The 24,247-nt window shown below is 63.7% G+C and carries 27 protein-coding genes and 2 pseudogenes; 10 read left to right on the top strand and 19 right to left on the bottom strand.

Annotation, left to right across the window (positions count from 1 at the left end; translation table 11 throughout):
* Window positions 1-133 precede the first annotated feature (133 nt).
* Window positions 134-910 (top strand): alpha/beta fold hydrolase, encoded by a 777-nt coding sequence (locus tag ACHMW6_RS07150; RefSeq protein WP_395406424.1) that lies wholly within the window; start codon window positions 134-136, stop codon window positions 908-910.
* 36 nt (window positions 911-946) lie between these two features.
* Window positions 947-1,132: a hypothetical protein gene (locus ACHMW6_RS07145; RefSeq protein ID WP_395406423.1), complete on the top strand. Its 186-nt coding sequence runs from the start codon at window positions 947-949 to the stop codon at window positions 1,130-1,132.
* 7 nt (window positions 1,133-1,139) lie between these two features.
* Here ACHMW6_RS07145 and ACHMW6_RS07140 read toward each other — a convergent pair whose 3' ends face one another.
* From ACHMW6_RS07140 to ACHMW6_RS07130, 3 genes and pseudogenes are all read right to left on the bottom strand, one after another.
* Window positions 1,140-2,075, bottom strand: a complete 936-nt coding sequence (locus ACHMW6_RS07140; RefSeq protein WP_395406422.1) for an amidohydrolase family protein — start codon at window positions 2,073-2,075, stop codon at window positions 1,140-1,142.
* A gap of 12 nt (window positions 2,076-2,087) precedes the next feature.
* Window positions 2,088-2,846: a LysR substrate-binding domain-containing protein gene (locus tag ACHMW6_RS07135; RefSeq protein WP_395406421.1), complete on the bottom strand. Its 759-nt coding sequence runs from the start codon at window positions 2,844-2,846 to the stop codon at window positions 2,088-2,090.
* A gap of 37 nt (window positions 2,847-2,883) precedes the next feature.
* Window positions 2,884-2,985, bottom strand: a pseudogene (locus ACHMW6_RS07130) (LysR family transcriptional regulator); the annotation flags it as partial.
* Window positions 2,986-3,080: 95 nt separating this feature from the next.
* On the opposite strand from ACHMW6_RS07130, the gene ACHMW6_RS07125 reads away from it, so the two are divergent.
* On the top strand, window positions 3,081-4,289 hold the full coding sequence (locus ACHMW6_RS07125) for an MFS transporter (protein WP_395406420.1): 1,209 nt from the start codon (window positions 3,081-3,083) through the stop codon (window positions 4,287-4,289).
* A gap of 41 nt (window positions 4,290-4,330) precedes the next feature.
* Here ACHMW6_RS07125 and ACHMW6_RS07120 read toward each other — a convergent pair.
* The 3 genes and pseudogenes from ACHMW6_RS07120 to ACHMW6_RS07110 form a co-directional block, all read right to left on the bottom strand.
* A pseudogene (locus tag ACHMW6_RS07120) lies at window positions 4,331-5,155 on the bottom strand (DUF4198 domain-containing protein); the annotation flags it as partial.
* The gene (locus ACHMW6_RS07115; protein ID WP_395406419.1) at window positions 5,088-6,200 is read right to left on the bottom strand and encodes a DUF4331 family protein; all 1,113 of its coding nucleotides are present in this window, start codon (window positions 6,198-6,200) and stop codon (window positions 5,088-5,090) included. The gene ACHMW6_RS07115 and the pseudogene ACHMW6_RS07120, both read right to left, overlap by 68 nt.
* Window positions 6,197-6,517 carry a hypothetical protein gene (locus tag ACHMW6_RS07110; RefSeq protein WP_395406418.1) on the bottom strand — a complete coding sequence of 107 codons (321 nt, stop codon included), beginning with the start codon at window positions 6,515-6,517 and terminating at the stop codon, window positions 6,197-6,199. The genes ACHMW6_RS07115 and ACHMW6_RS07110 overlap by 4 nt, the downstream gene beginning before the upstream one ends.
* Window positions 6,518-6,672: 155 nt before the next feature.
* Here ACHMW6_RS07110 and ACHMW6_RS07105 point away from each other — a divergent pair, with 155 nt between their 5' ends.
* The 3 genes from ACHMW6_RS07105 (at window position 6,673) to ACHMW6_RS07095 (ending at window position 8,201) form a co-directional block, all read left to right on the top strand.
* The gene (locus tag ACHMW6_RS07105) at window positions 6,673-7,497 is read left to right on the top strand and encodes a diguanylate phosphodiesterase (RefSeq protein WP_395406417.1); all 825 of its coding nucleotides are present in this window, start codon (window positions 6,673-6,675) and stop codon (window positions 7,495-7,497) included.
* Between the two features lie 83 nt (window positions 7,498-7,580).
* Window positions 7,581-7,859: a type II toxin-antitoxin system RelE/ParE family toxin gene (locus ACHMW6_RS07100; protein WP_395406416.1), complete on the top strand. Its 279-nt coding sequence runs from the start codon at window positions 7,581-7,583 to the stop codon at window positions 7,857-7,859.
* A 9-nt stretch (window positions 7,860-7,868) separates the two neighbouring features.
* Window positions 7,869-8,201, top strand: a complete 333-nt coding sequence (locus ACHMW6_RS07095; RefSeq protein WP_395406415.1) for a HigA family addiction module antitoxin — start codon at window positions 7,869-7,871, stop codon at window positions 8,199-8,201.
* On the opposite strand, the gene ACHMW6_RS07090 is transcribed toward ACHMW6_RS07095, so the two are convergent.
* The 5 genes from ACHMW6_RS07090 to ACHMW6_RS07070 all read right to left on the bottom strand — a co-directional run bounded on the left by ACHMW6_RS07090 (window position 8,137) and on the right by ACHMW6_RS07070 (window position 12,863).
* Window positions 8,137-8,616 carry a hypothetical protein gene (locus ACHMW6_RS07090; protein ID WP_395406414.1) on the bottom strand — a complete coding sequence of 160 codons (480 nt, stop codon included), beginning with the start codon at window positions 8,614-8,616 and terminating at the stop codon, window positions 8,137-8,139. The two genes, ACHMW6_RS07095 and ACHMW6_RS07090, sit on opposite strands and share 65 nt — an antisense overlap.
* A 100-nt stretch (window positions 8,617-8,716) precedes the next feature.
* Window positions 8,717-9,547 (bottom strand): AraC family transcriptional regulator, encoded by an 831-nt coding sequence (locus ACHMW6_RS07085; protein WP_395406413.1) that lies wholly within the window; start codon window positions 9,545-9,547, stop codon window positions 8,717-8,719.
* 31 nt (window positions 9,548-9,578) lie between these two features.
* Window positions 9,579-10,832, bottom strand: a complete 1,254-nt coding sequence (locus ACHMW6_RS07080) for an epoxide hydrolase family protein (protein ID WP_395406412.1) — start codon at window positions 10,830-10,832, stop codon at window positions 9,579-9,581.
* A gap of 4 nt (window positions 10,833-10,836) precedes the next feature.
* Window positions 10,837-11,880: a threonine aldolase family protein gene (locus ACHMW6_RS07075; RefSeq protein ID WP_395406411.1), complete on the bottom strand. Its 1,044-nt coding sequence runs from the start codon at window positions 11,878-11,880 to the stop codon at window positions 10,837-10,839.
* A 77-nt stretch (window positions 11,881-11,957) separates the two neighbouring features.
* Window positions 11,958-12,863 (bottom strand): LysR substrate-binding domain-containing protein, encoded by a 906-nt coding sequence (locus ACHMW6_RS07070; protein ID WP_395406410.1) that lies wholly within the window; start codon window positions 12,861-12,863, stop codon window positions 11,958-11,960.
* Between the two features lie 104 nt (window positions 12,864-12,967).
* On the opposite strand from ACHMW6_RS07070, the gene ACHMW6_RS07065 reads away from it, so the two are divergent.
* Together ACHMW6_RS07065 and ACHMW6_RS07060 are read left to right on the top strand one after the other, a co-directional pair.
* Window positions 12,968-14,044, top strand: a complete 1,077-nt coding sequence (locus tag ACHMW6_RS07065; RefSeq protein WP_395406409.1) for a tartrate dehydrogenase — start codon at window positions 12,968-12,970, stop codon at window positions 14,042-14,044.
* Between the two features lie 65 nt (window positions 14,045-14,109).
* Complete coding sequence (locus tag ACHMW6_RS07060; RefSeq protein ID WP_395406408.1) at window positions 14,110-15,471, top strand: dicarboxylate/amino acid:cation symporter; 1,362 nt, start codon at window positions 14,110-14,112, stop codon at window positions 15,469-15,471.
* Window positions 15,472-15,480: 9 nt separating this feature from the next.
* Here ACHMW6_RS07060 and ACHMW6_RS07055 read toward each other — a convergent pair whose 3' ends face one another.
* Window positions 15,481-15,906, bottom strand: coding sequence for an Lrp/AsnC family transcriptional regulator (locus ACHMW6_RS07055; protein WP_395406407.1), 426 nt, complete (start codon window positions 15,904-15,906; stop codon window positions 15,481-15,483).
* 123 nt (window positions 15,907-16,029) lie between these two features.
* Here ACHMW6_RS07055 and ACHMW6_RS07050 point away from each other — a divergent pair, with 123 nt between their 5' ends.
* Window positions 16,030-17,622, top strand: a complete 1,593-nt coding sequence (locus ACHMW6_RS07050) for a phytoene desaturase family protein (protein ID WP_395406406.1) — start codon at window positions 16,030-16,032, stop codon at window positions 17,620-17,622.
* 118 nt (window positions 17,623-17,740) lie between these two features.
* On the opposite strand, the gene ACHMW6_RS07045 is transcribed toward ACHMW6_RS07050, so the two are convergent.
* Window positions 17,741-18,745 (bottom strand): branched-chain amino acid ABC transporter substrate-binding protein, encoded by a 1,005-nt coding sequence (locus ACHMW6_RS07045; RefSeq protein WP_395406405.1) that lies wholly within the window; start codon window positions 18,743-18,745, stop codon window positions 17,741-17,743.
* 233 nt (window positions 18,746-18,978) lie between these two features.
* On the opposite strand from ACHMW6_RS07045, the gene ACHMW6_RS07040 reads away from it, so the two are divergent.
* Window positions 18,979-19,278 carry a hypothetical protein gene (locus tag ACHMW6_RS07040; RefSeq protein ID WP_395406404.1) on the top strand — a complete coding sequence of 100 codons (300 nt, stop codon included), beginning with the start codon at window positions 18,979-18,981 and terminating at the stop codon, window positions 19,276-19,278.
* Here ACHMW6_RS07040 and ACHMW6_RS07035 read toward each other — a convergent pair.
* Genes ACHMW6_RS07035 through ACHMW6_RS07010 form a run of 6 tightly spaced genes read right to left on the bottom strand, consistent with a single transcriptional unit; the run spans window position 19,268 to window position 24,236 of the window.
* Window positions 19,268-19,972, bottom strand: a complete 705-nt coding sequence (locus tag ACHMW6_RS07035) for a pseudouridine synthase (RefSeq protein WP_395406403.1) — start codon at window positions 19,970-19,972, stop codon at window positions 19,268-19,270. The two genes, ACHMW6_RS07040 and ACHMW6_RS07035, sit on opposite strands and share 11 nt — an antisense overlap.
* 24 nt (window positions 19,973-19,996) lie before the next feature.
* Window positions 19,997-20,977, bottom strand: a complete 981-nt coding sequence (locus ACHMW6_RS07030; protein WP_395406402.1) for a fumarylacetoacetate hydrolase family protein — start codon at window positions 20,975-20,977, stop codon at window positions 19,997-19,999.
* A 10-nt stretch (window positions 20,978-20,987) separates the two neighbouring features.
* Entirely contained in the window at window positions 20,988-21,797 is an 810-nt protein-coding gene (locus tag ACHMW6_RS07025) for a cyclase family protein (protein ID WP_395406401.1), read from the bottom strand.
* A 14-nt stretch (window positions 21,798-21,811) separates the two neighbouring features.
* The gene (locus ACHMW6_RS07020) at window positions 21,812-22,933 is read right to left on the bottom strand and encodes an FAD-dependent oxidoreductase (RefSeq protein ID WP_395406400.1); all 1,122 of its coding nucleotides are present in this window, start codon (window positions 22,931-22,933) and stop codon (window positions 21,812-21,814) included.
* The gene (locus tag ACHMW6_RS07015; protein ID WP_395406399.1) at window positions 22,930-23,298 is read right to left on the bottom strand and encodes a Rieske (2Fe-2S) protein; all 369 of its coding nucleotides are present in this window, start codon (window positions 23,296-23,298) and stop codon (window positions 22,930-22,932) included. The genes ACHMW6_RS07020 and ACHMW6_RS07015 overlap by 4 nt, the downstream gene beginning before the upstream one ends.
* On the bottom strand, window positions 23,298-24,236 hold the full coding sequence (locus tag ACHMW6_RS07010) for a VOC family protein (protein ID WP_395406398.1): 939 nt from the start codon (window positions 24,234-24,236) through the stop codon (window positions 23,298-23,300). The genes ACHMW6_RS07015 and ACHMW6_RS07010 overlap by 1 nt, the downstream gene beginning before the upstream one ends.
* Between the last annotated feature and the right edge of the window lie 11 nt (window positions 24,237-24,247).

Raw genomic sequence — 24,247 nt, 5'->3', positions numbered from 1 at the left:
TGCCACTGAAGGATACGCCTTTTAGTAATAGGCTAAATCAAATATGCACTTTCTCGACTGTAAGGATTTCCGACAATGCCGGGTCCGGCGTCCCGGGTATAATCGCGGGCTTTGCTGTTGATTCCACCCTGAAATGAAACCTGCCGTCGTCCTGCTGCACAGCTCCCTCAGCTCCCGCAACCAGTGGTCCGCCCTGATGGCCGCCCACAGTGAACAGTACCGCTTCATCGCCCTGGATTTATTGGGATATGGAAAATCTGCTTTCCCTACGGAATCTGCGGCAGCCGGCTATACGCTGGCGCATGAGGCGGATGCCGTCGCGGCGACGCTTGCTTCCCACTTGGACGCAGGCGAGCCTTTCCATCTGGTCGGCCATTCCTACGGAGGCGCGACGGCACTGCGCCTGGCGCGCCAACTGCGCGAACGCGTGCTGTCGCTGACGGTATTCGAACCGGTCGCCTTCCATCTGCTGCAGCGCAACGACGCGGCCCGCATGGAAATCGAAGCCTTCGCCGGCTCCATCGCCGCAGCGGAAAGGGAAGAAGACGCCACGCGCATCTTCATCGATTACTGGAACCGCCCGGGCGTGTTTGATGCGTTGCCGGATATTCAGCGCCAGCGCTTCATGTCGCAGATCGCGAAAGTGAAGCTGGACTTCATCGCCCTGCTGGGCGAACCGGCCACGCTGGATGATGCGGCGCAGCTTGGACTGCCCGCGCTGGTGATGGCGGGCCGCAAAGGCCCATCCTCCACGCGCCGCGTGGCGGAGCAGCTGGCTGCTGCCCTGCCCAACGGCTCCTTCATGGAGACGGCCGGCGGCCACATGGGGCCGATCACGGATGCGGAAGCCGTCAACGAAGCCATTATCGGCTTCCTCAGCGCTTGTACCGCAGACCAGTTTGCCGGATAATCAACCCATCCCATACTTCCGGTTACGAGGCGGCACATGAGCGATACGCGATACAACCAGGCACTGGCCGTCCAGGTCGACAAGGGCATTGAGTTGCACGCCATGCACGGCGCCGCCAACGCGTGGATCTATATGCAGACCATGCAGGTGCCGCGCAACGTGATCCTGCGCGTGCTCGCCTACCCGGAACAGCGCCGAACCGCGCGCCCCTTCCCTCACTGATTCCTTTTCACCGCCAGTAAGGCGGCACGTTGGCGCTCACTGTCGCCACCTCTTCCTTCGTCAGCGGCAGCGACAGGAACGCCGCCCAGCCTTCGCGCGGACGCAAGTTGCCGCCCGTCGCCGCATCCGAACCATACAGCACACGCGAAACCCCAACCTGGCGGATGCGTGCCACCAGGCGCTGCTCCTGCTCCTTCGTCAGCTTGCCATCCGGGATGCTGGCAATGTCGAACATCAAGTGGCGCGTGCGCGGATCGCCTTGCTGCACTGCTTCGGCCAGCACCCCCATCACTTCCTCGCCTGCCGGATCGTCATAACCGGGACCGGCGCCGGCAAAGTGCGCCACCTGCACCGTTACATCCGGCGCCTGCGGCAACAGCTGCTCAAGGAAGATGCGCGCCTGCTGCGCTCCGTAAGGACGCTTCTGCGAGATCGAGGCGCGCATGTGCACGACGATGGCCATATGGTGCTCATTGGCGGCCTGGAAGACCTGTTTCAGCCTTTCGACGTGGGCGGGGAGCTCCAGCTGCACGTCCGAATTCCCGAAGTGGAGCTTGATGCCGTGTTTCAGGCCGGGATGGGCGGCGCAGCGCGCCAGTTCGTCCAGCGCATAATCCTTCAGGGGATTGAAGCTGCAGAAGGCAATCAGGCGGCCGGGATACTTCGCCGCCTGCGCGGCGGTCCAGTCGTTCTCGGCGCGCACGCGCTCAAGTTCGTCGGGGAAGCTGCGCTTCGGACTGCCGAAGGTGTAGGCCACGGAGAGCAGCGTGGCGCGCTTGATGCCCGCGTCGTCCAGCAGGGCGACCAGGTCCGCCGCCGAAATTGGCGGCACCTTGATCGTTTCCGCCACCGCTGGGCTGAACAAATGCTGATGGTAGTCGCCGGCGGGCTGCGCCTGCGCCAGTCCGCAAAGCATTAGCAAACCGAGTAGAAGTTTTTTCATGATCGCGACATTCTAGCGCGCCGAGGCCCAGCGCGCCGCCATCTCGCGTACCACGCGCAGGACGGTCTGCTTGCTCTCATCCGGCCGCTTGCCGCTGCGCCAGGCCACCATGGCTTCCCACTCCCAGCGCGGCAGGTCGATGATATCGAGCTTTATCAGGCTGCCATCCTTCAGCTGCTTGGCCGCCGCAATCTCCGGCATGAACGTCAGGAAGCCGTGTTCCAGCGCCAGTTCGATCGCGGCGCTTGAAGGCTGGATGGCGTGGATGGGACTGGGCACCGTGCGCCAGGTGCGCAGCAGGGCGATCAGCTCGCGGATTTCATCGCTCCAGAACTGCGGCGCCAGCTGCTCGTTCGCCACGTCTGCCAGCGTGAGCTTGTGCCGTTTCGCCAGCGGATGGCCACGCCGTACCACGGCCACGATGGGAGACAGGATCACGCGCTCCATCTGGATTCCTGCAATCGCGGGACATTTCAGCACGAAGCCCAGTTGCGCGCGGCCGGTCAACAGCATTTCCATGATCACGGGCGAGTGGTCGGAGGTGCAGCGGATTTCCATCGGCGCGTTGGCCAGTTCCAGCAGGATGGGACCGAAGAAGAGCGGCGCCAGCGAGGGCACGCAGGCCAGCCAGATCTGCGGCAGGGCAGGCGCGCCCTGGATGGCCTGGCGTCCGGACTCGATGGCGGCCAGCGCCTGCTGCGCGGCGGGCAGGAAGGTAAGACAGGCGGGCGTGGGCGAAGCGCCGCGCCGGTGCCGCTGGAATAGCTGCACCCCCAGCTGTTCCTCCAGTGCCCCCCACCCGCTGGCTGACCTGCGGCTGCGACCAGCGGCGCTGGGCGGCGGCCTGGCTGAAGCTGCCGGATTCCACGATATCGAGCAGCAGCTGCAAATCATCGAGGCTCAGAGACATAAGGAAATCCAATATGAAATATGTGGCGTTGCCAGCTTCTATTATGGCTTGAAAGAAACTAATATCAAGTTCAGGCGGATATCGGGAGTGGCATCGTGGTCGGATCTAACAGGGCAAGGACGCTGGGCAAGCGCTTCATCATGCTGGATAGCGCGCTCGTGGTGGCTGGCTTCAATGTTGTCTTTCCGCTCATCGGCCTGCACTTTGTCGATCAGCTGGGATGGGCCGCCGCCGCGGTGGGCCTTGCGCTCGGCGTGCGGCAGGTGTCGCAGCAGGGTCTCGCCCTGTTCGGCGGTTCGCTGACGGACCGCTTCGGCGGCAAGCCACTGATCGTGCTGGGCATGCTGCTGCGCGCTTCCGGCTTTGCGCTGATGGGATTTGCGGCCACGCCGATGCAACTGATGGTGTCCCTCGTCTTGTCGGGCCTCGGTGGCAGCCTGTTTGATCCGGCACGCGGTGCGCTGGTGGTCAAGCTGGTGCGACCTTCCGAGCGCCCCCGCTTCTACTCGCGGCTGATCATGCAGGAATGCGTGGCCGGTGTGCTGGGCGCCCTGCTCGGCACCTTCCTTCTGGGTTTCGATTTTCGCTGGACCGCGCTGGGCGGCTGTGCGCTGTTTGTGCTGGCGGCGCTGGCCAATGCCGTGCTGCTCCCGTCCTATCGCACGTCCACGCCGGGCACCAGCGCCTTCACGGCGATGCGCACGCCCTTGCGCGACAAGCCCTTCGTCTCGCTGGTACTGACGCTGAGCGGCTATTACGTGCTGCAAACGCAGCTGATGCTGGGCGTGCCGGTGCTGCTGATGCAGCTTTCCGGCTCGGCGCAGTCGGTGGCGTGGATGTATGCAATGGAAGCAGTGCTGGCGGTATCGCTGCTGTATCCAATGGCGCGGCTGGCCGAGCGCCACTTCAGCCTGGAGTCGCGCCTGACGGCAGGCGTGGCCGTGATGGCTTGCAGTATCGCCCTGCTGTCGCTGGCGCGCGGCACGTTTGGCGTGTTTGCGGTCGTCGCCGTGTTTTATATCGGCAGTCTGTTCGCCGATCCGGCGCGCGAGGCGCTGGTGGCGCGCTTTGCCCAGGCCAGGGTGGCACGTGCGAGCTATATCGGATTGAGCCGCTTCGGGCTGGCATTGGGCGGCCTGTTCGGCTATACCGCCAGCGGCTACCTGATCGACCGCGCCCGCGCGCTCAATATGCCCGCGCTGCCGTGGCTCGTGCTGTCCTCCATCGGCTTCGTCACCGTTTTCGCGCTGGCCTGGCAGTTCGCGCCGCGCGCGAAGCTCAGACTGGAGAAGATGGTTTCGTAGTCGATGCCGTCGCCTCTCTGCGACGGCTCCGACCACACCGCGCTTAGCAGCCAGCTGCCGCAGCCTTCGGGCATCGCAAACCGCGCACGGCCCTCGTCGTCAGTCCTCGCGGCCGCCAGCGGCTCCTCATCATGCGCCAGGTCGGTCAGCCTGACCAGCGCGCCGCCCAGCGCCCGGCCCTTGTACAGCACGCGCGCCGCCACCTCCTCCGCCGGCTCCGCCGCGTCCATCAGCTCCGCGTGCCCCGTCCGCCAACCGGAATTCGCGCTCCGCGCGTCCGGCCGGCGCTCCAGCACAATCTCTAATGGCAGCCCGAGTGCGCGCATTGCGGCGCCCTGCCCGCCCGCTGTTGGCATCCCGGCCACGATGAGCGCCTTCGCCACGCGGCGATAGCGCTCCGCCCCAGGCTCACCCGCCAACCGGTAGCGTTCGCGGTGCGCGATCACGGCCGTCAGCCCCTCGGCAAAGAGGTAAGCGTTGAAGCGTGCGGCAGGGTGATGGCTTTGCGCCTGGTCGTCGGATTCCAGCACGAGCAGGTGCACGCCGTCACCTGCCAGGCGGGCCGCGCCGCTGCGCAGATCGACGCTGCTGCCATCGGGGGCCACAACCTCGTAGCGCAGGATGCGCCGCGCCGGCAGCGGCGAGTGCTGACGTTCTTCGCCATGCCCGACCAGGAGAGCCGGCCGCACGACGTCCCCTACAGACACAAAGAACCGGTCTGGTTGAATCCAGAAATCGTGCGCCGTCGCCGGCCCGGCCACCAGAGCCGCGCACGCGGCCAGCGCAACCGCCGCCAAGCTATTGGCCACGATACTCGCCCCGCGGCGGCGCCACGTATGGGAACACTTCGTTCGAATGCACGACATCATCCGCGTGCACGCCATCGTCCACGCCAGCATTCGCCCCTGCCGCCAGCAATGATCGATAAACATTGGACGCGTCATAATCCAGCGCCCGCCCGCCGCAATCGTCGCGGTAACGTGCATCGCCGGCCGCCGCCATCTCTACGGCAAACAGCTGCGTGCACCCATGCGCAGCGCTGTTGATCCAAAGGCGGTCGTCCGCCAACAGCTCCGCCAGTCGGCGATACCGGCGCTCGGGTGGCTGCAAGTCGGCCATCAGCTGATTGCCGCACTGGCCGTCGTACCCGTCATACAAGGCCAGCGATTTCTCGATCTCCGGCACGAATTCCGCAGCAGCATATGGCGTGGCTTCGTTATAGCGCATCTTCAGCGCATCGCTGATCTCGTCCGGTTCCAGCGGCGCCAGCAAGGCATTGCCGGTCAGCGGACGCCCCATGCGGTCAATACGCTTGTCCCTGATCGAAGTCTCCGCCCACACGGCCAGCAGCGGGCCGCCGCGATTCACCTGAGCCAGGTCGACCGACACCACGATAGTTGCAGGCGTCCACCCCTTCAGGAAATTGGCGGCTGGACCGCCATCAGTGCGCCGCCAGCGCTCCAGGATCTCGCGCGATTGCTCAACGCTGAAAAGCGGACACCCGGCCTGGTCCCGCCGCACGCCCGCCCTGAGCGCAGCAGCCGCATAGTTGAACGCATCACGCGAGCCCTTTACGTTATTGAAGAAAGGATCATCGCGCAGTCCCGCAAACACGCGTCCCGTATTGCACGCCATCTCGCCCGCCAGCCGGCAAACGATATCGACGCTCGCCGTCGTCGCGCCATAGCGCGCGCCGCTGTCCACGTGGAAGATGTAATCCACGTCCCGCGCAAAGCTGTGTCCAACGATGGTCATCACGAGATTGAGCCTAAGCCCATCGGCCGATGGCCACGCATAGATATCGCCGATATCGATGCGCGGATCGGCGATGACCTGCGGCGTATCCAGGTGATCCGAAGCCAAGGCGCATGTGCACAGCGCCAGCAAGGCCAGTGCGGTCAGACGCTTCATCGCGCGCCTCTGCCCGCGCCGGCGCGCGCTCGTTGCTCCGCGGCGGTCAGCTCGCGCCGTGCCTCCGCTTCCGTGAGGCCGATGTACTGCACAAGATAGTCAAGGGACTCCTCGCGCGTCCAGTTGAATTCGCGCAGTCCGCCATCGAGCACGAGCCGCGCTGCAGGTAGCAGCTCGTTGGCCTTGATGCGCCGGACTTCCAACTGCGCGGCAGCATGCCTGCCGGCCGCCGTTGCCTGAGCGTGAGCGACGGACGCTGCCAGCGCATAAAGCGCCCACGCCATCGCCACCAGAATGAGTATGCGTAAGGTTTTCATGCTTCCGATTGTAGGAAGCGCGGCGCACATAATCCATTACCTCCGAGGTCAAGTCCATGTACATATTTCGCAAATGGATATGAACAATGCTTCGTTCCCTTTCGCCCCGCAGGCAACGTAGACTGGGCCCCTCAGTATCTTCAGGAGTTCAACGAATGAGCCATCCCGCGCTGCAAGAATATCTGGACCGGCTGGCGTCCGGTGCATCGCCTTCCAGTAGCCTCAGCATCGGCGCCGACGGCGAAGTGGAAGGACGCATCTTCAATACGCGTCTCGGCAGCGAGTTCTATCCGCTGCGCGAACTGGGCACGGGGGAAGTCGCGGGCTACGCGGGCCGCGTGCGCGCCATCGCCGAAGAGGACCAGGGCCTGCCGCTGTGGAAATTCCTCGACGGCGCCGCCAGCGACAACGAATCCGTGGAACTGGACCGCCTGTGCCGCATGCTCCATGCCATCAACTTCTTCCGCCGTGCGGACGCGGGCCAGCACACGCTCTACCTGAACGTCCACGACCGCCTGCTCAGCGCCGTCAGCAGCAATCACGGCATGGCTTTCCGCCGCATCCTCGATGGCCTGGACCTGCCCGTCGACCAGGTGGTGCTGCAACTGCCGGCGGTGAACGCACGCCAGAACTGGATGCTCAACTACGTGGCCGACAATTACCGCCGCAACGGCTTCCGTATCGCGGTGAAGGTCGGCTCCGTCGCGCAGCTATCGTCCGTGCTCGGACACGCAAGCGTTGACGCCATCCGCATCAGCACCCTGCACGATGCGTCCACCGCCGACCTTACGCAAGCTTTCGCGCAGGCTGCCGCGCTGAATGTGAACATCGTCGTCAAGCAGGCCGCCGTCGACTCCACGGCCGCCAGCCTGCTGCACGCCGCCGAACGCACCGGCGCCCGCATCCTGCTCCAGGCTTCCGCCCACCGCCCGGCCCGGCCCGCCCCTCTCCACGTCCCGGCCGCACAACGCGCCGCCTAAGCTATTTGTTTTGACGCACGTCATGACTACGTATCGAAACTCGATATACGATAAGATATCCACAAATTCCCGAAGAGGGAAGCATGATCCAATCGTTTTCGTGCTCCCATACACGCGACCTCTTTAACGGAAAGCGCGTTGCTCGATTCGCAAATTTCGAATTCGTTGCACAGCGTAAGCTGGCGATGCTGAATGCCGCGCTCGATTTATGGGATTTGCGCTCACCTCCAGGGAATCGGCTGGAAATGCTCACGGGTGACCGCGCCGGGCAAGCCAGCATTCGCATCAACGCGCAATGGCGGGTATGTTTTCGCTGGACTGCGAATGGGCCAGCTGATGTCGAGATAATTGATTATCATTAGGAGGTCACGATGTCCACAAACCGAATGCGGCCCGTGCATCCAGGCGAAGTGCTTAAGGAAGAGTTTCTGGAGCCATTGGATATGTCTGCCACCGCACTGGCGCAGGCACTCAACGTTACGCCCGCACGAATTAACGAAATCGTTCGAGGCGAGCGCGGCGTTTCACCGGAAACGGCGCTGCGTCTTGCTCGTTACTTCAACACTAGTGCCGAATTCTGGTTGAATCTGCAAATGACCCATGATCTTCGGTCTGCGCAGATAGAGTTTTCCAGATTGATCAATTCCCAGATTCTTCCGCTGTCGCCAGATCTGGGAGGGCACGCTGCGGGACGGAGGCGTTAAGAAGGAGTTCGTAACTGTCCCCGGATCGTTTATAGCGGAGCAGACTGGCCCTGGTGGCGCGGCCGCAGGGCAGGACGACGTCCAGGCGGTCGAGGCTTTCGGGGTAGCGGCCGTTTTCGACGTGATATTTGGCGAGGGACCAGTGCAGGCGCTCGCTGTTGGCGAGGCAGTCGCTGTAGACTGACTTGAAGGATTGGTCGCCCAGGAGCGAGAAGACGGTTGCGACCAACAGAACGGCCGTCGCAGCGGCGCACTTCGCCAGCCATTTGTGCATGGCCATGCCCGCGATCGGCATGCCGATAACGGTGATCAGTCCGACAAACTGCACGTCGCGATCCAGCCTGCCGCCCTCGCCGATGAAGAAGGAGATCACAGCGACGATAATCAAGAGTAAGGGGACATATTTCAGCTGCACCGCGCGCTCCTCCACATGCCGTTGGAGTGCGCAGCTTATCCTCAGCTTGCGATGCGCTGTTTGAGCTGGAGCAAACTTTGTGCAAATCGCGTGGCGGCGGCTAGGGATGCAGGGCGCTGGGCGGGGCGCCGTAGAAGCGGCGGATTTCGCGGCTCAGGTGGGACTGGTCGGCGTAACCCAGGTCGATGGCGATGGTGCGCAGCGGGCGCCCGCCGAGAAGCAGGCGCTTTGCGTGCTCCACGCGGCGCTGCATCAGGTAGGCGTGCGGGGCGAGGCCGATCACGCGTTTGAATTCGCGCAGCAGATGGAAAGGACTCAGGCCCGCCACATCGGCAATTTCCTGCAGCGTGGGATTCGAGCCGATATGCGCATCGATATACTCGCGCGCCCGCTTCACGCCGCCTGGCATGGCGAGCAGCGTTCGCCGGCCGCGCCCTTTCTGCGCGTGCCGCGACACCAGCTGATTGAGCGCGAAAGTAAGCCGCGAACTCTGTTCCAGCAGGGACGCGTCACCCGATTCCGCGCTCTGGTGCGCCATCCTGATGGCCATCATCGTATCCGGATCATCGATCACATGCTCGGGGAAATGCAGCGGCGAGCGGCCGTCGGCAGACAAAAGCGAATCCAGGTCCTCGGGCGAAATATAGATCATGCGGTAATCCCAGCCGATGTCGGAAAACTCCCGTCCCTCGTGGAATTCACCGGGATTGATCACGCAGATCGTCCCGGCCGGCATGAGCACCTGCTGGCTGTGCTCCCGCATCACCGCGGCCTGGGCACCGCGCTCGATAAAGCCTATCGCGAACTCCTCATGCACATGCGGCGGGAAGCGGTGTGCCAGGTACTCGGCGCGCAGGAATTGCGTGTCGGGCAAAACCTTGTCCCGCCACGCCTTGACCCGGTTGCGCGGGCGAACGGAGGATGCGTCCATAAAGCCGTCCTGCAAAACTTCATTCTACGCCTTATGTACGCAGGGCTTTGAAACCTGCACGCAGCTCCTGGGCGAACAGGGCAGGCTGCTCCCAGGCCGCGAAATGACCGCCCTTCTCCACCCTGTTGTAATACATGAGTTTTGGATATGAGCGCTCGGCCCAGCTGCGCGGCGGCAGATAGATCTCATCCGGGAACACGCTGACGGCAACGGGCAACGTGACCCCCTTGGCCGCAAACACCGTCGTCTTGTTCTCCCAATAAAGACGGGACGCCGATACCGCCGTATTGGTCAGCCAGAACAGGGAAATATTGTCGAGGACATCATCGCGCGACAGGCCGCCCGGCTGTCCGGCGAAGGCCCGCGAGATCAGTTCCAGGCTGCGCGCATCGTGATCGAGCAGAAAGGCCGCCAGGCCGACCGGCGAATCCGCCAGCCCGGTCAGCGTTTGCGGACGTGTGCCCATGATGCGTGCGTAGCCGATATGCTTGTACACATAATCGAGCTGCTGGCATGCGTGCTGCTCCTCTTCGGAGAGCCCGGCCGGCGCCGGATTGCCCGTGCGGAGCGCCTTGTCGATATCCGGAGGCACCGCGCCCGGCATATTCGAGTGAATGCCGATCAGGCCCGCAGGCGCCTGCACCGCCATCAGGTCCGTGATGATGGCGCCCCAGTCGCCGCCCTGCGCCACATAGCGCTTGTAGCCGAGACGCTCCATCAGCACCGCCCACGCGCGCGCGATGCGGTTGCCGTCCCAGCCTGTCTTTGCCGGCTTGCCGGAGAAGCCATAGCCAGGCATCGACGGGATCACCACATGGAACGCGTCCGCCGCGCTGCCGCCATGGGCAGTGGGATTGACCAGCGGCTCGATGATCTTCAGCTGCTCGATGATGGATCCCGGCCAGCCGTGCGTCACGATCAGCGGCAGCGCATTCTCGTGCTTCGAGCGAACATGGATGAAGTGAATATCCAGGCCGTCGATCCCGGTCAGGAACTGCGGCAGCGCGTTCAGCCTTGCCTCGACCTTGCGCCAGTCATATTCCTTTTCCCAATAGCGCGCCAGCGCCTGCATCGTGGCGCGTTGCACGCCCTGTGAAGCGTCGGCGACCGCCTCCGCCTCGGGCCAGCGGGTCGCTGCAATGCGCCTTCGCAGATCGCGCAGATCGGCTTCGGGAACGTTGACGCGGAAGGGACGGATGGCGTCACCTGCGGCGAAGGACAGGCCGGGCATCAGGCCTGCGGCCAGTCCAAATGCAGCGGCTTTAACAAAACTGCGGCGATCCATGAAACTAAGCTCCTTGAGTTGCGACCGAGGCGATGATCTCCACCGCTTCCCTGATCTGTTGGCGAGAAATGTTCAGATAGGGGATGGCGCGCACGCCATCCTTCCCGTAAGGCAGCACATGCAGGCCGCGCCGATGCAGCGCGTCGACGAACAGGCCGGCGGGCATGGACGAAACGCCGAAGCGCACGATGTTCGATTCCACACCGGCGACATCCACATGAATGCCCGGCAGATCCGCGATGCCATGCGCCAGCAGCCTGGCATGTTCGTGATCCTCCACCAGCCGCTCGCGGTTATGCCGCAGCGCATACAACGCACCGGCTGCGATAATCCCCGCCTGGCGGAAGCCGCCGCCGATCTGCTGCTTGAAGCGGCGCGCGCGGGCAATGAAATCGCGCGGCCCGGCCAGGGCGGAACCAACCGGTGCGCCCAGCCCCTTTGAAAAGCAGACGCTGACGGTGTCGAAATGCCGCGCATATTCGCGCTCGGGGATGCCGGTGGCGGCGGTGGCATGCCACAGGCGTGCGCCATCCAGATGCAGCTGCAGGCCGCGCCGGCGCGCACAGGCGCAGACTTCTTTCAACCGCTCCAGCGGCCAGATCTTCCCACCGCCGATATTGTGCGTGTTCTCAAGGCAGAGCAGCTTGACGGGCGACGGCACCGTGGCCGGAAAGAAGCGGTGCGGCACGCCCAGCGCCTCCTCCACGTCTGTCGCGCTGAAGATGCCGCGCACGCCCGGCAGCAATCGGGGCAGCACACCCGCATAGGCCGACGGTGCGCCGCCTTCGAGAATGTAGACGTGGGCATTCTGATCGAACAGGACTGAGTCGCCCGGCTCCGTATGGGCGCGGATCGCGACCTGGTTGGTCATGGTGCCGGACACCATATACACCGCGTCCTCCTTGCCCAGCAGCTCCGCGACTTCTCGCTCCAGCGCCTTCACCGTGGGGTCGTCGCCGTACACATCGTCGCCGACGGGCGCGTAGGCCATTGCCTGCCGCATCGGCTCCGTGGGCTGGCTGCAGGTATCGCTTCGCAGATCGATCATGGCGTCCTCCTTGTTGCAAGTGCCGCCAGTATGGGCACGAGGAATCGCCACTTCTTGAAGAATCTTGCGGTTTTCCGCTACCAGCTGGGACCTGCGAATTGCGCGAAGCTGTCGGCCAGGAATTCGGTGAAGGCGCGCACCCGGGGCGAGCGGGCCTGGCGCTCGGCCGAAACGGCATAGATGTCCGCATCCGGCGTGGCGTAGTCGTCCAGCAGGATGCGCAATCGGCCAGTCTTGACGTATTTGGCAATATCCCACTCGGCGCGCAGCATCAGGCCATGTCCATCGAGCACCCAGTTCAGGCATACCTCGCCATCGTTGCTGCTCAAGGTGCCGCGCACCTTCACCGTTTCGGACTGTTTGCCGCGCGAGAAGCGCCAGGTGCCGTAGGCCGCGTCATTCTGGCGCAGCACGATGCAGTTGTGGTGTACCAGGTCGTGCGGCACGTTGGGCACGCCGTGCTTCTTCAGATAGGCGGGCGCCGCGCAGACCAGGCGGCGATTGGCGGCGATCCTGCGCGCCACGAGGCGGGCGTCCGGAATCTCGCCGAAGCGGATGCCGATGTCGAAATTTTCGTCCACCAGGCTGATTGGATGATCGCTCAGCTGGAGCTGTACTTCCACTTCCGGATACTTGCGCACAAAGCGTGACACCAGGGGCGTGATGTACGTACGGCCGAAGCCCAGCGGCGCATTCACCCGCAACAGTCCTTTGGGCGCCGCGCGATTCGCGGAAATGAGCCGCTCCATATCTTCCAGTTCACTGAGCAGGCGCACTGCATTGGCGTGGAACAGTTCCCCTTCGTCCGTCAGCGTCAGGCGGCGCGTGGTGCGCAGCACCAGCGGCACGCCCAGTTCCGCCTCCAGCCTGCTCAGGCGCTTGCTGATGGAGGCCGGCGTAACGCCCATTTCGCGCGCCGCCGCAGAGAGGCTGCCCTGCTTCACGATTTCCCTAAAGAAACTCAGATCAGGCGAATGGACCATCTTTAACTCCAGGTTAAAAGCAGATTGAATTTTAAGCGATTCATTCAATCGTGCGACGCCTACACTGCGCATCACTAACTCACCGAACACCAAGGAGATACCCGATGCGCACCCATAAGATCGCCGCCATTCCCGCCGACGGCATTGGCACCGAAGTCATCGCAGCCGGCCTGGAAGTGCTGAACGCCCTGGCGCAGCACGACGGCGGTTTCCGCCTGAGTGTGGAGCACTTCCCCTGGAGCTCGGACTACTACCTTAAGCACGGCCACTACATCCCGGAAGGCGGCCTGGAAAAGCTGAAGACCTTCGACGCGATCTTCTTCGGCGCCGTCGGCAGCCAGGAAGTGCCGGACCACGTGTCCCTGTGGGGCCTGCGCCTGCCCATCGCACAAGGCTTCGACCAGTACGCCAACGTGCGCCCTGCCCGCGTGCTGCCCGGCGTGAAAAGCCCACTGAAGAACGGCGAGGATATCGATTGGGTGATCATCCGTGAGAACTCCGAAGGCGAGTACGCCGGCAACGGCGGCCGCACCCACCGCGGCCTGCCGATCGAAGCGGCTACCGAAACCGCCGTGTTTACCCGCGCCGGCGTCGAACGCATCCACCGCTTCGCATTCGAACTGGCGCGCAAGCGTCCCGCCAGACATCTGACGCTGGTGACCAAGTCCAACGCACAGCGCTTCGGCATGGTGATGTGGGATGAGATCTTCTATGAAGTCGCGAAGGAATATCCGGATGTGAAGACCAACCGCGAACTGGTGGACGCCGTGACCACCACCATGGTGCTGAAGCCGAAGGCGCTGGACGTGATTGTGGCGACCAATCTGCACGCGGACATCCTCTCCGACCTCGCGGCAGCGCTGTCCGGCAGCCTGGGCATCGCCCCTACGGCCAACCTGAATCCGGAGCGCACTTTCCCCTCCATGTTCGAACCTATCCACGGCTCCGCCTTCGACATCACGGGTAAGGGCATTGCCAATCCCATCGCAACCTTCTGGACCGCGGCCATGATGCTGGAACACCTGGGCGAATCCGCCGCCGCCGCGCGCCTGATGGAAGCCATCGAGTACGTGACCGCCAACGGCGTCCACACGCCGGACCTGGGCGGATCTGCCACCACGGCCGATGTCACCGCCGCGGTCTGCGACTACCTGGCCCGCGCCGTTCCCGTCGCCGCTTGATTCCAATGCACTGAAAAGCCGGCGCCAAGACCAGCCTTCGCCCCATTCATACAAGGAGACAGATCATGCGCAAGCTTAAGAAATTGCTGGGCATGCTATATGTACAGGTACTGCTCGCCGTTGCGGCGGGCATTGCGCTGGGCGCGCTTTACCCCACCCTGGCCGTGGACCTGAAGCCCTTCGGTGACGGTTTCGTCAAACTGATCAAGATGGTCTTTGCCCCGGTGATCTTCGCGACCATCGTTGTCGGCATTGCGCGGCTGGAGAATATGAAGGAACTGGGGCGCGTGGGCTTGCGCGCCCTGATCTATTTCGAAGTGCTGTCCACCTTCGCGCTGGGCATCGGCCTGCTGGTAGTGAACCTGGTCGGCCCGGGCGTGGGCATGAATGTCGACCCGCATACCCTGGATAGCAGGAGCATTGCCAACTACACCTCGCAGGTGAAGCATGACACCTTCTCCGGCTTCATCCTGCAGCTGATCCCCTCCAGCATCGTCGATGCGCTGGCGAAGAACGACATCCTGCAGATCCTGGTGTTTGCCGTGATGCTGGGCGTGGCACTGGCGCGCATGGGCAAGAAGGCGGAGATCGTGATCAATGTGTTCGATTCGTTCTCGCATGCGATGTTCTCCATCGTCCGCATGATCATGCGCGTCGCGCCGCTGGCGGCGTTTGGCGCGATGGCTTTCACCGTCGGCAAATACGGCTTCGGCTCCATCATTTCGCTGGCCAAGCTGATGGCCACCATGTACCTTACCTGCTTCCTGTTCGTGTTCATCGTGCTGGGCGGGATTGCGCGCTTGTCCGGCTTCAGCCTGTGGAAGTTCCTCAAGTATCTGAAGGAAGAAATCTTCACCGTGCTGGGCACCAGCTCGTCTGAGTCGGTGGTGCCGCAGGTGATGAACAAGCTGGAACGCGTCGGCTGCTCCAGGTCCGTGGTTGGCCTGGTCGTGCCTTCCGGCCTGACCTTCAATCCTGACGGCCAGTGCATCTACTACACGATGGCCGCGATCTTCATTGCACAGGCGACGAATACTCCGCTAACCCTGATGGACCAGGTTGTGGTGCTGGGCGTGCTGATGCTGACTTCCAAGGGTTCGGCGGGCGTGACCGGGTCCGGCTTCATCACGCTGGCCGCCACCCTGGCTTCCCTGGGCAAGATCCCTGTCGAAGGCATGGTGCTGCTGCTGGGCGTGGACCGGTTCATGTCCGAAGCGCGGGCGATCACCAATACGATCGGCAACGCAGTGGGGACGATGGCCATCGCCAAATGGGTTGGCGCCGTCGATATACAGCGCGCCCGTGAAGTCATGGACGGTTCGGCGGCTCCGATGGTGACCGAGGAGCCGACACTGGTCCCGGCCTTCGCCAGTGTCACCGGCGACGACGGCGGACGTGCGCCGCTGGCCTCCCCCGCTGCTGCCTGACCGGGTGGCCTAGCGGTCGATGCGGGTGGTCATCAGGATCGACGTAGTGGTGCGCTCGACGCCGTCCAGCGCACCGATCCTGTCGATCACCGCATCCAGTTCCTCCACCGACTCCGCTTCCACGCCGGCGATAAAGTCGTAAATCCCGTTCACCGAATGCAGCGTACGCAGCTGCGTTACCCGCCGCAGCGCGCTCTCGATGCCGGGCGTGTGCTTCGGCGCCGCTGTAATCATCACCAGCGCCCGCACCAGGCCTGCGCGATAGTCCGCACTGGAGCGCACAGTGTAGCCGATGATCACGCCCGTCTTCTCCAGCCGCTCGATGCGGCTTTGCACCGTGGTTCGCGAGAGTCCGAGCTTGCGCGCCAGTTCAGCCGTTGGGGCGCGCGCGTTTTCACGCAGCAGGGCTAGCAGTTGCTGGTCGATTGCATCCATTCTTCACTTTCGCCGAAATATTCGTCAATTTGCTCAATAATACTCGACAGTTTGTCGCTATGTTCAGTGCAACTTGCCGAAGCCGCCCACACAATGGAGTCTCCTATCAATGCGGAGAGATAAATGCGGGATGCGATCATCATCGGCGGCGGCCACAATGGCCTGGTGTGTGCCCATTACCTGGCGAAGTCCGGGCTGAAGGTCACGGTGCTGGAACGGCGCGGCGTTGTCGGCGGCGCGGCGGTCACCGAGGAATTCCATCCCGGCTTCCGCAACTCCGTCGCCGCTTATACGGTATCGCTGCTGAACCCGAAGGTCATCCACGACCTCGAACTGGCGAAGCACGGCCTGCGCATCGTCGAGCGCCCGCTATCCAACTTCCTGCCCTTCGAAAACGGCCAGTACCTGAAGATCGGCGCCGGCAAGACCATTAGCGAGGTCGCGAAGTTCTCCAAGCGCGACGCCGAGCGCCTGCAAGCCTATGGGGAACAGCTGGATGCCGCCGCGGACGTGCTGCGCGACCTGGTGCTGCAAACGCCGCCGAATATGGTGCAGGGTAACTGGCTGACCGCCCTGCCGGAACTGATCAAGGCCGGCGGCATCGGCAACCGCATGCGCAAGCTTCCGCTGTCCACGCAGCGCGAACTGCTGGACCTGTTCACCAAGTCCGCTGGCGATTACCTGGATGGCTGGTTCGAAAGCGCGCCGATCAAGGCAGCCTATGGTTTCGACAGCGTGGTCGGCAACTACGCCAGTCCGTACACGCCCGGCTCAGCCTACGTGCTGCTGCACCATGTGTTCGGCGAGGTCAATGGCAAGAAAGGCGCATGGGGACACGCCATCGGCGGCATGGGCGCGATCACGCAGGCCATGAGCCGCTCGGCGCAGGCGCGCGGCGTGGAAGTGCGCACCGATTGCGCCGTGCAGGAAGTGCTGCTGAAGAACGGACGCGCATCCGGCGTGGTCACGTCGGCCGGCGAGAAGCTGGAGGCGCGCGCGGTCATCTCCAACCTCAACCCACGCCTGCTGTACACGAAACTGGTCGATTCCGCCGCGCTGCCCGACGACTTCCTGCGCCGCATGCAGGCCTGGCGCTGCGGTTCGGGCACCTTCCGCATGAATGTGGCGCTGTCCGAGCTGCCGGACTTCAGCTGCCTGCCCGGCAAGCAGGCCGCCGAGCATCACGGCAGCGGCATCATCATCGCACCCAGCCTGCAGTACATGGAACGTGCCTATCACGACGCGCGCGAATTTGGCTGGTCGCGCAATCCCATCGTCGAGGTGCTGATTCCGTCCACGCTGGACTCCACGCTCGCCCCGCCCGGCCAGCACGTCGCCAGCCTGTTCTGCCAGCACGTTGCGCCGCAGCTGCCGGATGGCGCGAGCTGGGATGACCACCGCGACACGGTGGCGGACCTGATGATCGATACCGTTACCCGCTATGCGCCCAATTTCAAGCGCAGCGTGATCGGGCGGCAGATCATGAGTCCACTGGACCTGGAGCGCACCTTTGGTCTGGTTGGCGGCGATATCTTCCATGGCGCGCTTGGGCTGGATCAGTTGTTCTCGGCCCGGCCGATGCTCGGCCACGCGGATTACCGCGGGCCGATTCCCGGCCTGTACACCTGCGGCGCCGGCGCGCATCCGGGCGGCGGCGTTACCGGCGCGCCGGGGCATAATGCGGCGCGCGAGGTGTTGAGGGATTTCAGGCGTTAATTGTCCGCAAATACGGCGGATCAATGATCCGCCCTACGCACCCGGGTCGTTTAAGGTCGGATATGTCACGGACGTGTAGGGCGGATCATTGATCCGCCGTGCGTGCGCCACAAGCGGCTCATCGAATCACATCGAGCTTGCTTTTCCGCCCCGCCCTGTAGGTGGACACGGTAATGGCGCCGTTGGCCAGGTCGCCGGCAGCGTCAAACCGGATCAGACCGGTGAGGCCGTGGTACTTCGTCTGCTTCAGCACGGGCAAGAACTTCGCGGGATCAGGGGACCCAGCCTGCTGCATCGCGGCGACGAACACCATGACCGCGTCGTAGGCATAAGGCGCATAGGTCTGAATATCGCTGTGATACTTCGCCCTGAACCGCGCAACGAAATCATCGATCGCCTTCTCCTGCGACTTCTCGATTCCACCTGCATCGGCGCAAAACACTTCACCATCGCGCATGCCCACGCCGGCCAGCTGCGGCAAGGAATCGCTGCATACGCCATCCCCCGCCATGAACCGGGCCTGAATGCCCAGCGCCTTCATCTGCCGCAGTATGCCACCGGCCGTGGCGTCCATCCCGCCCAGGAAAATCAGGTCCGGCTTCTTCGCCTTGATCGACGTGAGAATGGACGTGAAATCGGTGGCCTTGGGATTGGTGAACTGCCGCTCCACCACTTTCAGCTTCTGCTTCTGCAGGCTCTTCACGAATTCATCGGCCACGCCCTGTCCGTAAGCCGTGCGGTCGTCGATGACCGCGATGTGGCGCGCGCCCAGCTTCTCCACCGCATAACGGCCCAGCGCCGCGCCCATCATATTGTCGTTGGCGACAACGCGGAAAGCGCCCGGAAAGCCCTGCTTCGTGTAGCCCGGCGTGGTCGCGGACGGCGTGATCTGCGGGATGCCAGCCTGGTTGTAGATGCGCGAGGCGGGCACCGTGGTGCCGGAGTTCGAATGCCCGACCACGGCAACCACGCCCGCGTCCACCAGCTTCTGCGCCACGGCCGTACCCTGCTTAGGGTCGGCCGCGTCATCCTCGCTCTGCATTTTGAAGACAACCCTCCTGCCGCCGATCGTTGTGCCGCGCGCATTCAGGTCATCGATCGCCATCGCCACGCCGTTTTCCATCGCCTTGCCAAGGTGCGCGATCTCGCCGACGAAGGCCCCGCAATACCGATCTTCACGACTTCCTGGGCGTGTCCCGCTCCCGCTGCCGCTAGCGCGGAGACGATGAAGGAATGAAGCTTTTTCTGCATTGCTGCTCCGGTGGAATATTGAAGGTCCCACAATACTGTCAATGGGCGGTGATTTCAATGGGCAACTGAACGCGGCCGTTGCCGAAACCGCGCTAGGATCAGCATATGAGCAACAAAGGTAAACAGAAACTGGACCATGCCGTCGACGATCTGGAGCGCGAAGTGCCGGGCAAAGCGCGGCGCTTCATCGAATGGGCGCGCTCCGAGCGCGCCAAATGGGTCCGCATCCCACTCGCGCTGTCACTGATCGCGGTGGGGATTTTAGTGCCTTACTTGCCGATCGTAGGCGTCGAAGACGTGCCTTTCGGCCTGTTGCTGCTGTCCTACGACATCCCCTTCCTGCGCAAGCCCATGGCAGCGACGATCGAATGGCTGGTGCACCTTTGGCGCGGTATCAAAAAATAGATTGCACCTGCAGGAAGCTTGCCTCCGGTTCGCATTCCAGTTCCAGCGGCTCGCCGGTGCGCGGATGCGTGAACGCGATGCCGGTGGCGGCCAGCATCAGCCGGCCCTGGCCAAAGCGCTCGGCGAAATAGCGGTTGTGGCGCCCGCGCCCGTGGTTGGCGTCGCCAATGATGGGGTGGCTGATATGCTTCATGTGGCGCCGCAACTGGTGGCGTCGTCCCGTCTCCGGATAGAGCTCGACCAGACTGTATCGGCTGCTTGCATAGCCCTCGATCGCCACAGGAATCTCCGTGGTCGCCACGCGCTTGTAGCGGGTGACGGCTTCGCGTGCCACGCCCTCCGCATCGCCGCCGAAAGGATCTTCATCCCGCAGTGGATAATCGATCAGGCCCCGCTCCGGAATCCAGCCGCGCACCATCGCCAGATAGCGCTTGCGCACGTCGCCGGACATGAAGGCTTTCCCCAGGATGCCGGCCGTCTCCTGGTCACGCGCGAAAACCAGCAGGCCGGACGTCGGCCGGTCCAGCCGGTGCACGGCGTAGACGTACTCGCCGCCATTCATCTCGCGCGCATATTGCAGCGCAAACTCGGTTTCGTGCGGGTCAATGGGGCTGCGGTGCACCAGCAGGCCGGCCGGCTTGTGGACCACCAGCAGCCACTGGTCGCGGTAGATTTCGCGGAGGGGGTTGTTCATCCCCCGCATTATAAGCGCCGCGTCTTATGCCGCCTGCACCACCCTCTGGTCGATTACACCGAAGGGATGGCTGCCGTCCGGCAGGCGTGCCGCCATGCGCACGCGGTCGCCGAACTGCATGAAGGACGTCTGCGGTTTGCCCTGTTCGATGATCTCGATCACGCGCCGCTCGGCAATGCAGGCCGATCCGGCGCTGCGATCGGCATTGGAAACGGTGCCCGAGCCGATAATCGTGCCGGCGCTAAGCTTGCGTGTGCGGGCAGCATGCGCAATCAGTTCGCCGAAGCTGAAATTCATTTCGCCGCCGTGCGGGTGACCAAACGTTTCGCCATTCCACTCGACTTCCAGTTCAAGCTGCACCCGGCCATGGCGCCAGTGCGCGCCCAGTTCGTCCGGCGTGATCGCCACCGGTGCGAAACTGGTGGACGGTTTGGCCTGCAGGAATCCGAAGCCGGACTTCATTTCACGCGGGCCGAGGCCGCGCAGGCTCCAGTCATTGATCTGCACCAGCAGGCGTACCGAATCCAGCGCCGCGTCGCCCTTGATGCCCATCGGCACCGGGCCGGCGATCACACCGAACTCGCCTTCGAAGTCGATGCCGAGCGCTTCATCCGGCATTGGCACGTCCTCGGCCGGGCCAAGGAAATCGTCCGACGCGCCCTGGTACATCACGGGAATCGTGTTGAAGTCCGGGATGGGCGGCGTATTGAAGGCCTTTTCCATCAACCGGCCGTGGTTCAGGAAAGCCGAACCATCGCACCACTGGAAGGTGCGCGGCAGCGGCGCCATGCAGGCCGCGGGCACGAAGTCCACGGCGCCTTCGGCTTTGCCCGAATTGAGCGCATCGGAAAGCTGTTGCAGACGCGGCGCGCAGTCGTCCCAATGCTGGATCGCATGCAGAAGGTTGGGCGCTATAGACGTGGCGTCCAGGGCACGGCGCAGGTCACGCGAAACGACCAGCAGGCTGCCATCGGGTTCGCCGTTGCGTAAAGTTGCCAGTTTCATCGCACCTCCCTCAGCGCCGCGGCAGGGCAAGCAGTGCGTCGTCGACGATGGCGACAGCACGCGTCCATCCGGCCGATCCGGCACGTACCTTGTGCGGGAAGCAGCTGATGTAGAAGCCGTGGCCGGGCAACGCTTCGAGGTTATGCAGCTTCTCCAGGTGGCAGTAGCCGATATCGCGTCCGGCCTTGTGGCCTTCCCAGATAAGGGATTTGTCACCAGTTTCCGCGATCTTTTTCGCGGTGTAGGAGAACGGCGCATCCCAGCTCCAGGCATCGGTGCCGGTCAGGCGCACACCACGCTCCAGCAAATACATGGTGGCTTCGTAGCCCATGCCGCAACCGGCGGAGACGTAATCGTTATGGCCATAGCGGCTGCCGGCGCGCGTGTTGACGACCACGATGTCCAGCGGCTGCAAATCGTGGCCGATACGGGCCAGTTCCGCTTCCACATCCGCGGCGGTGGCCACATAACCGTCCGGGAAGTGGCGGAAGTCCAGCTTCACGCCGGGCTGGAAGCACCATTCGAGCGGCACTTCATCGATCGTGATCGACTTCTTCTCGCCGGTCTTGGCATCCATGGTCGAATGGAAGTGGTAAGGCGCATCCAGGTGGGTGCCGCTGTGCGTGGTCATGGTGACCCATTCAGCGGCTGCCGCCTCGCCATCGGGATAATCGGCAGCGGTGGTGCCGGGGATCATGGCCATGAACTCGGGCAGCGTGTCCGTGTGCTTCTGGTAGGTGATTTTCGGCGCCAGCGGCGGCGGGTCGGACAGCACCTCGTTTTCGAGGTAGATCGACAAATCGATAAAACTTCTGCTCACTTTACATTCTCCAATCAGATTGGCTGGGCCAGCGCCATCAGGGTTTCGCGCATGATGCGGCCATGTTCTTCCTTGTCGCCGCCCGTGATTTCGATCTCGCCGAGGCGGGCGGAATTCTCGACCACCATGCGGCAGCGCTCCCAGCGCCGCGCCTGGAAGCGCGTCAGCGCCGCTTCGACAGGTTGGCCTCCGCCCAGTTCCTCGGCCAGCACGATGGCATCCTCGATGCCGATGCAGGCGCCGGATGCCATGTGCGGCGTCGTCGCATGAACGGCGTCGCCGATCAGCACCACCCGGCCGCTGTACCATGGCCTGGGAAGTAACAGATTTTCCAGCGGACGGTAGACGATCTGCGAATGCTCGCCCAGTTGCTCGCCGACCTGGCGCATCAGCGGCGCGGGGAAACGGCCCACAAGCGCCTTCAGCATGGGCACGAAATCCGCAGGCGCGATGTGCGTGTTCTCTGCGCGGTCCTCGGTCACAAACAGGTACATCTGATCGCGCGACACGGGATTCAGTCCGGTCTTGACCTTGGGACCCAGCCACATCGTGGTGCGCTCCACACCCTCCATGAGCGGCAGCACGGCGCGCCATACGCCTTGCCCGCTGTATGTCGGCGCCGGCGCATCGGGAAACAAAGCCGCGCGCACGCTCGAATACAGGCCATCCGCCCCGATCACAAGTTCGTAGCGATCCTGGCTACCGTCGGAAAACGCGACGTTCACGCCATTCGCGTCAGGGGCAATGCTGGAAAACGTGCAGCCCAGGCGAACCTTCGCGCCGGCCGCGCGTGTCGCTTCCGCCAGGATGCGCGCCAACACAGGGCGCATGATGGCGCCGTTGCCCGGCACGTCAGCGCCGGCCAGGCGCGGCGTGGGCAGGGACGCAATCTTCTCGCCCGTGGGGATGCAAATGTCCACACCGTCGGAGGCGGCGCCATGTTCCATGAAGGCGTCGAGGATGCCCAGCGTGCGGAAAGCTCGCAGTGTTGCGCCGCCCAGGCTGATGCCGGCGCCGTAGGAGCGCCATTCAGGGTCGATCTCGACCAGGTCGACTTCCCTGCCCTGCTTGCGCAGCTGGATGGCGGCGGCCATGCCGGAGAAGCCGCCGCCGATAATCAATACTTTAGCCGTCATGCCATCTCCTCCTGGTCCGCTCGAATGCACACTTCACGCTCGCCAGTGATGACCAGCTCAACTTTTTGCAACCGTTGCCCCATGCAGGGTCCCAGTGTGCACTCGCCGGTTTCGATATCGAACTGCGCGCCATGCGACGCGCAGACGATGCGTGTGGACGCCGCATTCAGGTAATGGTCCTTCCACCAGGCCATCGGCGTGCCGCCATGATGCGGGCAAGCATCGCGCCAGGCGTGCAGGCGGCCGCCGTGGCGCACGACCATCACCGAGTCCTGCCCTTCCGCGTGCGGATCGAAGCCGCGCGAGTGGCCCTCGGCGATATCGTCCGCGTGGCACAGGCGAATGAACTGCATGACGGCTTCCATCAGGGTTTCCCCGCTCCTGCCGGAGGCGGACCGCCCGGCGCCCATTTCTCGCGCGACTGGAACAGGAAGAGTTGCGACGCGTCGGCGCTCATCGGCGCCTGGCGGGCAATCCACGCATCGTCGTGGGTATCCATGTCCGCGTCATACTCCACGTGGCAGCCCAGTGGGCTGTTGAAGTACCAGAACCAGTTGGAGCCCATCTTGTGGCGGCCCGGGCCCCAGAACGACTGGTAGCCCTTGTTGACGAAACGCGTGCCGGCCAGCAGCACTTCAGTCGGTCCGCCCATGTGGAAGGTGAAATGCTCGCAGCCTTTCATGAACGGCGGCGTCTGGATCAGGAACAGCGTGTGATGGTCATCGGTGCCGGCCGGCTTCAGGAACGGACCGGCGCCCAGCAGGCGGTCGGTGCAGCGGAAACCCAGTCGCTGCGCGTAGAAAGCCTCCGCCTTCGCGGCATCGGGTACGAAGTACACGACGTGCGACAAGGTGCGCGGACGTGCTTCGGCATTCTCGTCCACCGCAGGGGTATTGACGGGACGCCGCACGCTCGATCCCGGCGCATTTACCGCTTCGGCGCGCAAGTCGATCGGACGGCGCGCAGTCACCTGGAAGCCCAGCACAAAACCCATGTCGTCGACGGATTCAATGCTGCCGTCGGCCAGGCGCTTCACTTCGCGGTCCTTGCCCAGCTCCTCGGCGATATCGCCCAGCGCCTTTTCATCGGCCACGCCGTAGATGGTCTTGCGCAGCATGCTGGCCGTACCCAGCGATGGCGGCAGCGAGGAGTCGTCCTTGTGCGCGATCACGATGGCTGTACCATCCAGCGCTTCGAAGCGGCCGTTTCCAGCCGGCGCCAGGCCATAGTCGGTCAGGTATTGGGTGCAGGCGGCGACGTCGTCGACGCCGAACACCAGTGCATCAGGTCCGATGATATTCATGAATCTTCCTT

Origin of the sequence: Pseudoduganella sp. UC29_106 (assembly GCF_044055365.1) — a bacterium.
In the GTDB taxonomy this organism is placed as follows: domain Bacteria; phylum Pseudomonadota; class Gammaproteobacteria; order Burkholderiales; family Burkholderiaceae_D; genus Rugamonas.
Note: the sequence above shows the minus strand (reverse complement) of the source record. Positions and strands in the feature narration are given on the sequence as shown.